Raw genomic sequence first — 12,491 nt, forward strand, 5'->3', positions numbered from 1 at the left:
GTACCGCGTGTAATCTTGGATGCCCCATTCTACCGACGCCCCGCCGGCCCTGCATGGCAGTCCTGAAGTACCTCACCGGTTATCCCGAACCCCTGGTTGCCCAGGTCAGCGAGCTGCTGGCGCAGGGCAGGCTCGGCCCCTGGCTGCAGCAGCGCTACCCCGACCCGCACGAGGTGCGCAGCGACCGGCAGCTGTACGAGTACACCCAGGAGCTGAAGGACCGTTACCTGCGCAAGTCGGTGCCGCTCAACAAGGTCTGCTACGACAATACGCTGGAAGTGATCAAGCACGCGCTGGGCACCCACACCGCCATCTCCCGCGTGCACGGCGGCCGCCTCAAGGCCAGCCGCGAGATCCGCATCGCGACCGTGTTCCGCCAGGCACCCGCGGCGTTCCTGCGCATGATCGTGGTGCATGAGCTGGCCCACCTGAAGGAAGCCGACCACAACAAGGCCTTCTACCAGCTGTGCCAGCACATGGAGCCGGACTACCTGCAGCTGGAGTTCGATACCCGCCTGTACCTGACCGAGCTGGCCAACCGCGGCCAGCGCTGACCGGCCGCAGCAGCTACACTGCGCGCCCCCTGCCCGACCTGCCTGCCATGGAACCGATCCGTCTCGACAAACGCCTGTCCGCCCTGCTCGGCATCCCGCGCGGCGAAGCGCGGCGCTACATCGAAGGCGGCTGGGTCACGGTCAACGGCGACGTGGTGGAACAGCCGCAGCGCCCGGTCGATGACAGCGCGGTGATCGTGGTGGCCGAACAGGCCAGCGATGAAAAGGCCGAGCGGGTCAGCATGCTGCTGCACAAGCCGGCCGGTGTCGCCGCCGAAACCCTGTGTGCCCTGGTCAGCAGTGACAGCCGCAGCGAACTTGATGCCAGCGACATCCGTCCGTTGCAGCGTCACTTCCACGGCCTGCAGCTGGCCGCCTCGCTGCCGGCCAGCGACAGCGGGCTGGTGGTGGTCAGCCAGGATCCGGCCACGCTGGCCCACCTGCAGCGCAACCTGGGCCGTACCGAGCAGGAATACCTGATCGAAGTGGCCGAAGGCGGTCCCGAGCGCGGGCCGTGGCTGATGGCGCGGCTGCAGCAGGAATCGGGCGGCGCCAAGGTCAGCTGGCAGAGCGAGCAGCGCCTGCGCTTCGCCGGCAAGGGTCTGACGGCCAAGGGGCTGCGTGTGGCGGTCAGCGCCGCCGGCCTGCAGGTCACGGCCGTGCGCCGCCTGCGTATCGGACGCGTGGCGCTGGGGCCGCTGCCGCCGGGGCAGTGGCGCTACCTGGGCAGCGACGAGCGGTTCTGAGGTGTGCGGGTCAGGGCCCTTTCCCGTGGAAAGGGATCCGGGGGTCGGATCCCGTGCCGAAGGCAAGGGCTCTGACCCCGTATCGATCCTGCAGGCATTCCTTCACGCATGGCGTGGCTCTACCATCGGGGCATGAGCCTGCCCAAGCCGCTGTGGCGACGCCTGCTGCGTGTTGCTGCGATCATCCTCGCCGTGCTGGTGCTGCTGGTCCTGTCCGGGCTGCTGCTGGCCGACCATCTCACGCCGCAGGCGCATGGCGCGCCTTCGCACGTGCTGCCGCTGCAGCCGGCACAGACCCGCATCGACCAGCAGATCGTGCCGCTGCAGGCGGCCCATCCCGGCCAGTCGGGCGTGGCCTTCCTCAGCGATGGCATGGATGCCTTCGCCGCCCGCGCGATGATCACCACCCAGGCCGGCCGCAGCCTGGACCTGCAGTACTACATCTGGCACGACGACCTGATCGGCCACCTGATGGCCAAGGCGCTGTACGACGCCGCCGAGCGCGGCGTGCGCGTGCGCATCCTGCTCGATGACATGAATGCCAAGGACAAGGACGCGCTGATGATGGCGCTCGATGCCCATCCGAACATCGAGATCCGCCTGTACAACCCGTTCCGCAACCGGACCGGCATCCTGCGCATGGTGGAGATGGTGCAGCGCTTCTTCAGCGTGAACCACCGCATGCACAACAAGAGCTGGATCGCCGATGGCCGCGTCGCAATCGTCGGTGGCCGCAACATCGGCGAGGAGTACTTCAGCGCGCGCACCGACGTGAACTTCCAGGATCTGGACCTGCTGGTCGCCGGCCCCGCCGTGGAGCAGGCCAACCGGATCTTCGACGACTACTGGAACAGCGAAACCGCCATCCCGGTATCCGCGCTTGCCTTCCATACCGACGCACAACTGCGCCTGCTGGTGCGCGAATCGGACCACGAGGCGCAGCGGGACGTGGCCCGCCCCTACCTTGCGCGCGTGGCCGAATCACGCCAGCGGCAGCGCCCGAGCCCCGAGCCGTTGCACTGGAGCGGTGCCGTGCGCATCGTGTCGGACCCGCCGATGAAGCACCGCAGGGATGATCGCGCCACCTGGCTGGTGTCGACCCTGATCAGCGAGCTGCAGGCCGCCCGGCACAAGGCCCTGTTGATCTCGCCCTACTTCGTGCCCGGCAACGAGGGCCTCGATGGCTTTTCGGCAATGGCCGGGCGGGGCGTGCAGGTGGGCGTGGTCACCAACTCGCTGGCCGCCAACGACGTCGCCGCCGTGCACGGGGGCTACATGGGCTACCGCGTGCCACTGCTGGAAGCCGGCGTCCACCTGTACGAGCTGAAGGCACAGGGTCAGTCGGGCGATGCCGGCGTGTTCGGCAGCAGCGGCGCGAGCCTGCACACCAAGGCATTCCTGATCGATGACCGCCGCGGTTTCGTCGGCTCCTTCAACCTGGACCCGCGCTCGGCCTACCTGAACACTGAAATGGGTGTGCTGTTCGACGATCCGGTGCTGGGTACACAGCTGCGGGACGAATACCTGCGCCTGGCTGACCCCAGGCACAGCTGGTGGCTGGCACTGGACGACCGCCGCCGGTTGCGCTGGCTGGAGCGCGAACCGCCACCGCACTGGGTGGAGGCCGAGCCAGGGGCAACGGCGCGCAAGCGCTGGTTGTCGCGGGTGATCAGCTGGCTGCCGGTGGAATCGCAGCTGTAGCGCTCAGGACGCCGGAGTGGCCTCATCCTGTCCGGCCTCGTCCAGCGTTTCCACGTTGCGCCCATGCAGGCGCCGCCAGATCCAGCGCAATGCATGCGGCGGTGCCGAAGGCAGCTGCTCCAGCAGGGCCAGCATGCGGCTCTGGCTGGCATGCCCATGGCGACACAACAGGCTGGCCGCTGCGGCCGCGCTGGCCAGGCGCAGGCTGTCGGCCAACGGTCCTTCCGCATCCACCGCCAAGGCCTGGTGAACCGGCTCAGGCAACTCCCATGCGGCAGCGACCCGCTGCGCCAGCGGCAACGACCACTGCTGCAACAGCTGCAGGGCCAACGCCGGCTCCACGGGCTCGCCACGGGCCTGTGCCTCCTGCAGCAGCTGGCGCATCACCAGCGCCGCACCCAGCCCCTGCACCAGGCCCAGCCACTGCGCGGCGAAGGCATCGCCGAAGGTGACCGTGCGTGCGTGGTCGGCCGCTGCACGCGATGCCAGCAGTGCGTGCTCCCAGATGATCGCGCTGAACTGCGGGAACACCTCGCATTGCACCTGCATCACCGGCTGCACCAGTACCGCACTGATGATCTGGCGCACGCCCTCGGTGCCGACCAGGGTCACCGCCCGCTGCAGGCTCTCTACCGGGCGCTCGTGGACCTTGTAGGCCGGGCTGTTGGCGATGCGCAGCAGGTTGCCGGTCAGCACCGGGTCCTGGCCGATGATCGCGGCCATCACCCGGGCCGAGGCGGCATCGTCGTTGACGGTCTGGATCAGCTGCGGCAGCAGCTGCGGCCGGCGGGGCAACTGCCTGGCCGCCCAGTCGCGGTCCTGCAGCGCGCGCGCCACCGCCTCGCCCAGGCCTGGGTCCTGCACCGGCGTTGGCTCGCCGGCCAGCCGTGGGTACAACGCAAGCGCATGCAGCCCACGTTGCAGGTGAGCGGCGATCTCCGGCGACGGCAGCGCCTCGCCCTGCAGGCTTGCGGCTGCGGCGGCCACCGCCTGGCGGGATGCGGCAACCAGCCGCGCCGGTGCCGCCCCGGTCGAACGTGTCAGCCAGCCGCGCAGCGATCGCCACCATGCCGCTGTCATCGCCGCCCGCCCTGTCGTTGTGATGCCCCTGCCGTCACTGACCGCCCTGCCTCTTCACGCCCATCCGGCCACCCGCCGTCGTCGCAGCATCGGCCGCACTTTCATCTTCTTTAACCTGGCGGCCGCCGACGTCGACGGCAACGGCCGGGCGAATGGACTAGAATGGCGCCGCGCGACCCGTCCCCCAGCCATGACGACGTCGCTTTTTTTGTTTTGGGACCCTACCGTTCACTGGCCGTTCGCTGCAGTTCGCCGCTGTTCGCGCCATCGGAGACGCCATGCTATTCGAAACCCTCGCCACCACCGGCCACGAACAAGTGGTGTTCTGCCACAACCACGATGCCGGCCTGAAGGCGATCATCGCCATTCACAACACCACCCTGGGCCCGGCCCTGGGCGGCGTGCGCATGCGCCCCTACGCCAGCACCGACGAGGCACTGGCCGACGTGCTGCGGCTGAGCCGGACGATGACCTACAAGAATGCGCTGGCCGGCCTCAACGTCGGTGGCGGCAAGGCGGTGATCATCGGCGACCCGAAGGTGGACAAGACCGAGGTGCTGTTCCGCGCCTTCGGCCGTTACGTCGACTCGCTGGGCGGCCGCTACATCACCGCCGAAGACGTCGGCACCGACGTCAACGACATGGAGAACATCTACCTGGAGAGCCAGTTCGTGACCGGCGTGCACCAGGTCCATGGCGGCTCCGGCGATCCGGCCCCGTTCACCGCCTACGGTGCGCTGCAGGCGCTGATGGCGGCGATGCGCTTCAAGTTCGGCCACGAGGAAGTGGGCAAGACCAGCATCGCGGTGCAGGGCCTGGGCCACATCGGCATGGAGCTGGTGAAACTGCTGCGCGACCGCGGTGCCAAGCTGTATGTCACCGACCTGGACAGCGCACTGGTTGATCGCGCGGTCAGCGATTTCGGCGCCGAAGCGGTCAAGCCCGACGAGATCCACGAAGTGAACGCCGACGTGTTCGCACCGTGCGCGCTGGAAGGCGCCATCAACGCCGACACCCTGCCGCGGATCAAGGCCAAGATCATCTGCGGTACCGCCAACAACCAGCTGTCGAGCCTGGAAATCGGCGATGAACTGCATGCGCGCGGCATCCTGTATGCGCCGGACTATGCGGTCAACGCTGGCGGCGTGATGAACGTGTCGCTGGAGATCGATGGCTACAACCGCGAACGCGCGATGCGCCTGATCCGCAGCATCTATCACAACCTCACCCGCATCTTCGAACTGTCGCAGCGCGAGAACATCGCGCCGCAGCGTGCGGCCGACCGCATCGCCGAAAGCCGCATCCTGTCGATCGGCAAGCTGAAGATGCCGCTGGGCCGCAGCACCCCGCGCCTGGGCAACCTGCGCGGCGGCTGAGCCTGCCGATGTCGCGCCGGAGCTGACGTCCCGGCGCGACCTCCCGCTCAGAACCCGGTGCTGTAGCGCAGCGCCGCCTGGCGCGCGCCCTCGCCACCGACGCGCTGGTCGAAGCCCAGGCTCAGGCGGCCATTGCGGCCCCACCACGACTCCAGCGCCACGCCGAACAGCGCACTGCCACGCGGTGCGTCCCATCCCGCCAGGGGTGCCCAGGCATCGACACCAACGAAGCTGGCCTGCCAGTCCGCATCGGCACCGTCGAGCCGTTGCTGCCACTCGGCGTGCCCGCGCAGCGTCCAGCGCCCCCAGCCGCGCTCGCCGCGGATACCGGCCAGCATCTGGCTGCGCTGCACGCGGTTGGCGTCGCCACGCAGGCCGAAGCCGAAACCACCCAGCTCATTGAAGGCATCGGTATCCACGCGCGTGGTGCTGGCACCCAGATACGGTGTCAACGACGCGCCCGCGCGGCCAAAACGATAGCCGCCTTCGACGCTGGCACTGCTGAAGCGTCCGCCGTAACGTGCGGAAACACCATAGGCACCGGCGCCCAGCAGCAACTGGCGATCCAGCGCACGGGTGAACTGGCCGCTGCCGACCTGCGCCAGCGCATAGCCCCGGCCCAGGTTCCAACCGGCGTACAACTGTGCCTGCGCCTGGCGATCACGCCCACGATCGCCGCCGAAGCTGCTGCCACCATTGCTGCGGGTCTCGCCAAAGGCCACGCCCATCAGCCCATTGCTGCCCAGCGGCAGGTCCTGGCCGGCCATCCAGCCACGGCTGTCGGCGGCATTGCCGGCAAAACTGCCCTGCCCGGCCTCACCGAGCGCGCTCTGCCAGGCCCCGCGCAGGCGCGGCGCCGCCTGCACGCGATCGAAGCGCTCGGCGATCGCACGGCGCGACATGTCGATGCTGTCGAAGGTGGCCGACTCGGCCCGCGCATGCGCCTGCCCGGACAGGCTCTGCAGGCTGGCTGCCAGGCCCTCGCTGCCACCGCCGGTCCACTGCAGCGCACCGGCCGCCGTGCCGAAGGCCGAGCCCTGCAGCGCAGGACTGCCATCGAGGGCGCTGAACGCACCTTCCAGTCGTTGCGCCGCGGACTGCGCCGAGGCCGCGAGCCCGGTCGCCGCCGCCGTCACGCTCACCTGGGTCAGGTTCAACCAGGCAGTGTTGCTGTCATAGCCATAGCTGCTCTGCAGCAGCGACAGGCCCTGCAGGCCGCTGGAGGAGGCCGGGCTGCTGAAGGTGCCGCTCAGGCCACCGGCCGCATGGACCAGGTCCTGGCGGCTGCCGTTCTGCGGCACGTAGCCGGAGACGAAGCCATGCACGCGCACGCCACCATTGATCGAGGCCGTGCCGGTCACCTGCAGCGCATTGGCACCGAGCGCGATCATCAACTGGCCACCCGCCTGCTGCGTGTAGTTGCCCTCGATGGTGCCGGTGGTGCTGCCGGTGGTCAGGAACACGCTGCTGCCGTTGACCACGTTGCCGATCACGCGCGGCGTGCCGCCATTGAACTGCAGGCCGGTCGAATCCGGGTCGGGCTGGCCAAGGATGGTCACGTTGGAACGGATGACACCGCCGTTCTGCAGCGACAGGATGCCGCGTTCGATGCGGGTGGCGCCGCTGTAGCTGTTGTTGCCTGCGAGCACCAGGGTGCCCCCGCCCTGCTTGACCAGGCCGCCGCTGCCGACGATGTCGTTGCTCCACAGCGAGCCGCTCGATGGCGCATCGACATTGGCCACTACATCACCCCAGTCGAAGCGGCCCGGGCCCTTGATCGCCCGCGAGATGTCGAGCAGGCCGTAGCCGAACACCGCATCCACGCCGGGCGCGCCGATGTCCTTGGCCGTGCCCAGCAGGGTCTGCCGCACCAGGTTGTTGTCGAAGTACGGGTAGCGCTGCCAGACCAGCGCGGCGGCGCCGGAGATCAACGGGGCGGCGAAGGACGTCCCGTAGTTCCAGTAGTAGGTGCTGCCATTGGCATCGGGATAGACCGCGCTGCCCGGCGCCGCCAGGCAATAGCGCGCCGCCTGCCCGCAGGCATTGGCGTAGCTGGCCAGCGTGCCCGGTGCATAGGGATCCACTGCGGTCGCCACCAGCCAACCGCGCTCCAGGTCGGCCGCCGGCAGCGAGCCGGCAACGCCCAGCTGGCTGGGCAGGGCGGCCAGGCTGCTCGGTTCGGTGCGCGCATCGTTGCCGGCCGCGAACACCACCAGGCCGCCATGGTTGATGACGAACGGACGGTACTCGGCCGCCACCTGCGCGGTGGTCGGCAGGTCGGTCCAGTACAGGCCGCCCCACGAGTTGTTCATCACCTTCACGTTGTAGCTGATCAGGTCCTGGTGGACCTGCGCCACGCCCAGCGGACCGCTGAAGGAATTGCCCTTGCCGCTGCCGTCATCGACCGGCGGCTTGTCGGCGATGATCCGCGCCGAAACGATCTGCGCACCGGGGGCGATGCCGCCCGGCCAGGTTCCCACCGGCGCGCCGGCGGCCAGGCTGGCTACCGCCGTGCCGTGGCCCACCACGTCGTCCACCAGCAGGTTGTTGCGCGCCGGATCGATGTAGTTGAGGTTGCCCACCACCCGCCCGTTCAATGCCGCTGCGTTGCGCTGCACGCCCGAGTCGACGATGCCGATGCGCACGCCCTGCCCGGTCAGGCCGACGGCCTGTGCGGCACGCGCATTGGTCACTGACAGGTGCGCGTCGAAGGCCGGTTCCTGCGGCTTGGCCGGAGGCGGTGCCGTCGGAGGGGGCGTCGTTGGGGGTGTGGGGGTGGTCGGAGGGGGATCGATGCGGACATTGCCGCCGCCTCCGCCGCCGCCACATGCCGTCATTGCCATCGCCAGCGCCGTTGCCAGCGCGGACCTAACCATCGTCGTGCGTTCCATCGATTCCTTCCCATGAACGTTGACCTGCCTACATCCCGGCAGGCGTGCGGTGCCGCCCAGCGGCGGCCCTCCCCGACCCTCTATACTTGGGCCGACCCCCACGCAGTCTGCCGGGAAACCGGGGCGCTTCCAACGTCCGCGGTCTCCTTTCCGAACATTGCTTACGCATCAACGAGATTGCCATGTCCAACATCGTCATCGCCGCCGCCAAGCGCACCGCCATCGGCTCCTTCCTCGGCCAGTTCAACGGCGTGCCGACCCCCACCCTCGGCGCGGCCGCCATCGCTGCCGCCCTGGAACAGTCGGGCGTACCGGCCAGCGACGTCTCCGAGGTCCTCATGGGCTGCGTGCTGCCGGCCAACCTCGGCCAGGCGCCCGCCCGCCAGGCGGCGATCGCCGCCGGCATTCCGCTGTCGACCGGCGCCACCACCCTCAACAAGGTGTGCGGCTCGGGCATGAAGACCATCATGCTCGGCCATGACCTGATCAAGGCCGGTTCGGCCAGCATCGTGGTCGCCGGTGGCATGGAATCGATGTCCAACGCCCCGCACCTGCTGCCGAACTCCCGTACCGGCAACCGCTTCGGCAACTTCCAGGCGGTCGACCACATGGCCCACGACGGCCTGGTCAACGCCTATGACGGCAAGGCCATGGGCGAATTCGCCGAATGCGCCGTGGACAAGTACCAGTTCAGCCGCGAGGAGCAGGACGCCTACGCGATCGAATCGGTCAAGCGCGCGCAGGCCGCACAGGCCAACGGTGCGTTCGCCGACGAGATCGTCGCGGTGAAGGTAGCCACCCGCAAGGGTGACGTCGAGGTCGCCACCGACGAGCAGCCGGGGCGCTCGGATATCGCCAAGATCCCGACCCTGCGTCCGGCCTTCAAGAAGGACGGCAGCGTCACCGCCGCCAGTTCCTCCAGCATCTCCGACGGCGCCGCCGCGGTGGTCCTGCTGACCGAGGAAGACGCGGCCGCCCGTGGCATCACTCCGCTGGCCCGCATCGTCGGCCACGCCACCCATTCGCAGGAACCGGAGTGGTTCACCACCGCCCCGATCGGCGCGATCCACACGCTGCTGGCCAAGACCGGCTGGTCGCTGGACCAGATCGACCTGTTCGAGATCAACGAGGCCTTTGCCGTGGTGGCAATGGCGCCGATGCGTGAGCTGGGCATCCCGCACGACAAGCTGAACGTGAATGGCGGTGCCTGCGCGCTGGGTCATCCCATCGGTGCCTCCGGTGCACGCCTGGTGGTGACCCTGGTCAACGCCCTGCGCACGCGCGGTGGCAAGCGCGGCATTGCCACCCTGTGCATCGGTGGCGGCGAAGCAACGGCAATCGCCATCGAATTGATTTAAAAAGATTTAACGATGATTTCGCAAAAATGAATGCGGGATCGCTTGACACCCAATCTTGGCTTGTCATCATGTTGTCGGCGCGCAGCATGCGCGTTGCCTAATTCTAACGACGAGGATTTACACAATGAGCATCAACAAGCTGCTGGTCGCGATGTCCCTGGCTCTGGCCCTGGCCGCCTGCTCGAAGCAGGAAGCTGCCCAGGACGCCGCTGCTTCGGCCAACGAAGCCGCCACCGAAGCCCAGGCTGCTGCCGACCAGGCCGCCGCTGCCGGCGCCCAGACCGCCGACGCTGCCCAGCAGGCTGCCAACACCGCCGCCACCGCTGCTGACGCTGCGACCGACGCTGCTGCCAACACCGCTGCTGCCGCGACCGACGCTGCTGCTGGCGAAGCCAAGGACGCTGCCAAGGCTGCCGAAGCTACCGCTGAGCAGGCCAAGGACGCTGCTGAAGAAGCCAAGAAGTAATAACTTCTTTCTTCACGCTGTTCCGGAAAAGCCGCTGGTTCGCCAGCGGCTTTTTCTTTGCGCCACTGCCACCTCGCGGCGCGGGCATCGCGACCCCGCCTTCACAACGGCATGAATAGGCTGGCGTCCCCATCCATTGCAGTACCGGAGACCGCCATGAAGATTCGCCCGATCACCACCACCCTGCTGGCCGCCTCCCTGCTGCTGGCCCTGGCCGCCTGCAAGGGCCCGGAAGCCGAACAGGCCAAGCAGGACGCGCAGCAGGCCGCTGACAGCGCCGGCGCGGCTGCCCGCGATGCCGTCGACAAGGCGGCAGAAGCTACCCGTGACGCCGCCGACAAGACCGCTGCAGCCTCCGAGCAGGCCGCCGCCGATACCCAGCAGGCGCTGGACAAGGCTGCAGACGCCACCGCCAACGCTGCCGACAAGGCCAAGGACGCCGCAACCGACGCCGCCGCACACGCCAGCGACGCGACTGCCAACGCCGCACAGAAGGTGGCCGACAAGGCCCGCGATGTCGCCAATGACGCGAAGGCGAACGCCGCCAAGGAAGAAGCCAAGCACTGAGGCGTACCGGCAGCCAGGCATGGGCCCGGCGCTACAGGAAAAGCCGCGGCACTGCCGCGGCTTTTCTGCTTTTCGCTTTGCGTTTTTTCCGTTGATTCCGTGGTGGGCGCTCCTACGGCAGCGCGCGCACCAGCATCGCCGACAGATCCACGCCCGTCGGCAGGGTCCCGAACACCAGCCCATGCTCCGCTTGCAGCCGGCTGCGCACGAACGCCTCTGCCATCGGACTTTGCGCACGCAACAGCAGCGCGGCCTGCAACAACAGCACTGTGCGCTCGCAGAACAGCCGCGCCTGCGACTCATCCGGTGGCGGTGCTGCTGCCCACCGCTGCAAAGCCGCTGCGTAGCGCGCATCACGATCGGCCACCGCCGCCAGTTCAGCGCGCAGCGCCGCCAGCGCCTCCGGTTCGCGCGCCAGCGCGCGCAGCACGTCCAGACACTGGATGTTGCCGCTTCCTTCCCAGATCGAATTCAACGGTGCCTGCCGGTACAGCCGCGGCAGCATCGATTCCTCCACATAGCCCGCGCCGCCCAGGCATTCCTGTGCTTCATTGACGAAGGCCGGCGCGCGCTTGCACAACCAGTACTTGCCCAGCGCCGTCCCCACACGCGCCAACGCGGCTTCGTTGGCATCCACGCCGGCCCGGTCCACCGCACGCGCGATGCGCATCGACAGCACTGTGGCCGCTTCCGACTCCAGTGCCAGGTCGGCCAGCACATTGGTCATCAACGGGTGCTCGACCAGCAGCTTGCCGAACGTGCGGCGATGACGTGCGTGATGCAGCGCCTGCGCCAGCGCCATGCGCATTTCCGCCGCCGCGCCCAGCATGCAGTCCAGGCGGGTCATCATCACCATGCCGATGATGGTGGCCACGCCCCGCCCCTCCTCGCCCACGCGCCACGCCTGTGCCCCGCAGAACTCGACTTCGCTGGAGGCATTGGCCCAATCGCCAAGCTTGTCCTTCAAGCGCATCAACCGGAATGCGTTGCGGTCGCCGTCGGCCAGCCGGCGCGGCATCAGCAGGCAGGTCAGTCCTCCCGGCGCCTGCGCCAGCACCAGGAAGCCATCGCACATCGGTGCGGAAAAGAACCACTTGTGACCGACCAGGCGATAGCGCTCGCCATCGATCGGTTCAGCGCGCGTGCTGTTGGCACGCACATCCGAGCCTCCCTGCTTCTCGGTCATGCCCATGCCCAGCGTGATGCCGGCCTTGTCCGCCACCGGTACATCGCGCGGGTCATAGACCGGCGCTGCGGCCTTGCGCGCCCACTCGGCCAGGTGCGGCTGCGTGTGCAGCACCGCAACTGCCGCATGGGTCATCGTCAACGGGCAACTGGTGCCAGCCTCGGCCTGGTGGTGCAGGTAGCTCAACACCGCGCGCGCGACATGCCCGCCCGGTTGCGGCTCGTGCCAGGACAACCCGGCGACCCCGTGCGATTTCGCTGTGCCCATCAACTGGTGATAGGCCGGATGGAACTCCACCGTATCGATGCGATGGCCCTGCGCATCATGCGTGCGCAGGCGCGGCCGATCGCGGTTGGCATCGAAGCCGAGCCGGTACAGTTCGTCACCCGCCAGCGCGCCATAGACCGCCAGCCGCGGCGCGAAGCCGCCAGCGCCTTCGCGCTGCACCGCCTCCATCAGCGCCACGTCATCGGTCCACAACTGGCGCCCCGCGAACGACGGCGGCTGGTTCAGCACCACATGGGTTTCGTAGGGCGCATTGCTGCTGAAGCTGGGTCCACTCATCC

Annotated in this window: 10 protein-coding genes; 7 read left to right on the forward strand and 3 right to left on the reverse strand. The window is 68.4% G+C overall.

All coding sequences use genetic code 11. From position 1 onward, the window contains the following. Nucleotides 1–53: 53 nt before the first annotated feature. The 3 genes from AC5P7I_RS00360 (at nt 54) to AC5P7I_RS00370 (ending at nt 3,001) form a co-directional block, all read left to right on the forward strand. The gene (locus AC5P7I_RS00360) at nt 54–554 is read left to right on the forward strand and encodes a M48 metallopeptidase family protein (protein ID WP_075077039.1); all 501 of its coding nucleotides are present in this window, start codon (nt 54–56) and stop codon (nt 552–554) included. Between the two features lie 47 nt (nt 555–601). Beyond that, nucleotides 602–1,300, forward strand: a complete 699-nt coding sequence (locus AC5P7I_RS00365; protein ID WP_032958643.1) for an RNA pseudouridine synthase — start codon at nt 602–604, stop codon at nt 1,298–1,300. Nucleotides 1,301–1,408: 108 nt separating this feature from the next. Continuing rightward, nucleotides 1,409–3,001 carry a phospholipase D family protein gene (locus tag AC5P7I_RS00370; RefSeq protein ID WP_049404698.1) on the forward strand — a complete coding sequence of 531 codons (1,593 nt, stop codon included), beginning with the start codon at nt 1,409–1,411 and terminating at the stop codon, nt 2,999–3,001. 3 nt (nt 3,002–3,004) lie between these two features. Here the strand turns inward: AC5P7I_RS00370 and AC5P7I_RS00375 are convergent, their stop codons facing one another. Further along, nucleotides 3,005–4,081 (reverse strand): HDOD domain-containing protein, encoded by a 1,077-nt coding sequence (locus AC5P7I_RS00375; RefSeq protein WP_262088033.1) that lies wholly within the window; start codon nt 4,079–4,081, stop codon nt 3,005–3,007. A gap of 278 nt (nt 4,082–4,359) precedes the next feature. On the opposite strand from AC5P7I_RS00375, the gene AC5P7I_RS00380 reads away from it, so the two are divergent. Next, complete coding sequence (locus AC5P7I_RS00380) at nt 4,360–5,457, forward strand: Glu/Leu/Phe/Val dehydrogenase dimerization domain-containing protein (RefSeq protein WP_008264553.1); 1,098 nt, start codon at nt 4,360–4,362, stop codon at nt 5,455–5,457. Nucleotides 5,458–5,504: 47 nt separating this feature from the next. On the opposite strand, the gene AC5P7I_RS00385 is transcribed toward AC5P7I_RS00380, so the two are convergent. Continuing rightward, nucleotides 5,505–8,348, reverse strand: a complete 2,844-nt coding sequence (locus AC5P7I_RS00385; RefSeq protein ID WP_049404702.1) for an autotransporter serine protease — start codon at nt 8,346–8,348, stop codon at nt 5,505–5,507. Nucleotides 8,349–8,530: 182 nt separating this feature from the next. Between AC5P7I_RS00385 and AC5P7I_RS00390 the strand changes: the two genes are divergently transcribed. The 3 genes from AC5P7I_RS00390 to AC5P7I_RS00400 all read left to right on the forward strand — a co-directional run bounded on the left by AC5P7I_RS00390 (nt 8,531) and on the right by AC5P7I_RS00400 (nt 10,739). Next, on the forward strand, nt 8,531–9,706 hold the full coding sequence (locus AC5P7I_RS00390; RefSeq protein ID WP_014647981.1) for a thiolase family protein: 1,176 nt from the start codon (nt 8,531–8,533) through the stop codon (nt 9,704–9,706). Nucleotides 9,707–9,830: 124 nt separating this feature from the next. Continuing rightward, complete coding sequence (locus AC5P7I_RS00395) at nt 9,831–10,172, forward strand: hypothetical protein (protein ID WP_005418203.1); 342 nt, start codon at nt 9,831–9,833, stop codon at nt 10,170–10,172. A gap of 156 nt (nt 10,173–10,328) precedes the next feature. Next, on the forward strand, nt 10,329–10,739 hold the full coding sequence (locus tag AC5P7I_RS00400; protein ID WP_014647982.1) for a hypothetical protein: 411 nt from the start codon (nt 10,329–10,331) through the stop codon (nt 10,737–10,739). Between the two features lie 112 nt (nt 10,740–10,851). Here AC5P7I_RS00400 and AC5P7I_RS00405 read toward each other — a convergent pair whose 3' ends face one another. Then, nucleotides 10,852–12,489, reverse strand: coding sequence for an acyl-CoA dehydrogenase family protein (locus tag AC5P7I_RS00405; RefSeq protein ID WP_046431928.1), 1,638 nt, complete (start codon nt 12,487–12,489; stop codon nt 10,852–10,854). Between the last annotated feature and the right edge of the window lie 2 nt (nt 12,490–12,491).

The sequence above is a fragment of the Stenotrophomonas sp. YJH_SMC_138 genome, from assembly GCF_059369855.1.

Coding starts and splice junctions, on each gene's coding strand:
- AC5P7I_RS00360 (WP_075077039.1), top strand. CDS start 54: ATGGCAGTCCTGAAGTACCTCACCGGTTATCCCGAACCCCTGGTTGCC.
- AC5P7I_RS00365 (WP_032958643.1), top strand. CDS start 602: ATGGAACCGATCCGTCTCGACAAACGCCTGTCCGCCCTGCTCGGCATC.
- AC5P7I_RS00370 (WP_049404698.1), top strand. CDS start 1,409: ATGGCGTGGCTCTACCATCGGGGCATGAGCCTGCCCAAGCCGCTGTGG.
- AC5P7I_RS00375 (WP_262088033.1), bottom strand. CDS start 4,081: ATGACAGCGGCATGGTGGCGATCGCTGCGCGGCTGGCTGACACGTTCG.
- AC5P7I_RS00380 (WP_008264553.1), top strand. CDS start 4,360: ATGCTATTCGAAACCCTCGCCACCACCGGCCACGAACAAGTGGTGTTC.
- AC5P7I_RS00385 (WP_049404702.1), bottom strand. CDS start 8,348: ATGGAACGCACGACGATGGTTAGGTCCGCGCTGGCAACGGCGCTGGCG.
- AC5P7I_RS00390 (WP_014647981.1), top strand. CDS start 8,531: ATGTCCAACATCGTCATCGCCGCCGCCAAGCGCACCGCCATCGGCTCC.
- AC5P7I_RS00395 (WP_005418203.1), top strand. CDS start 9,831: ATGAGCATCAACAAGCTGCTGGTCGCGATGTCCCTGGCTCTGGCCCTG.
- AC5P7I_RS00400 (WP_014647982.1), top strand. CDS start 10,329: ATGAAGATTCGCCCGATCACCACCACCCTGCTGGCCGCCTCCCTGCTG.
- AC5P7I_RS00405 (WP_046431928.1), bottom strand. CDS start 12,489: ATGAGTGGACCCAGCTTCAGCAGCAATGCGCCCTACGAAACCCATGTG.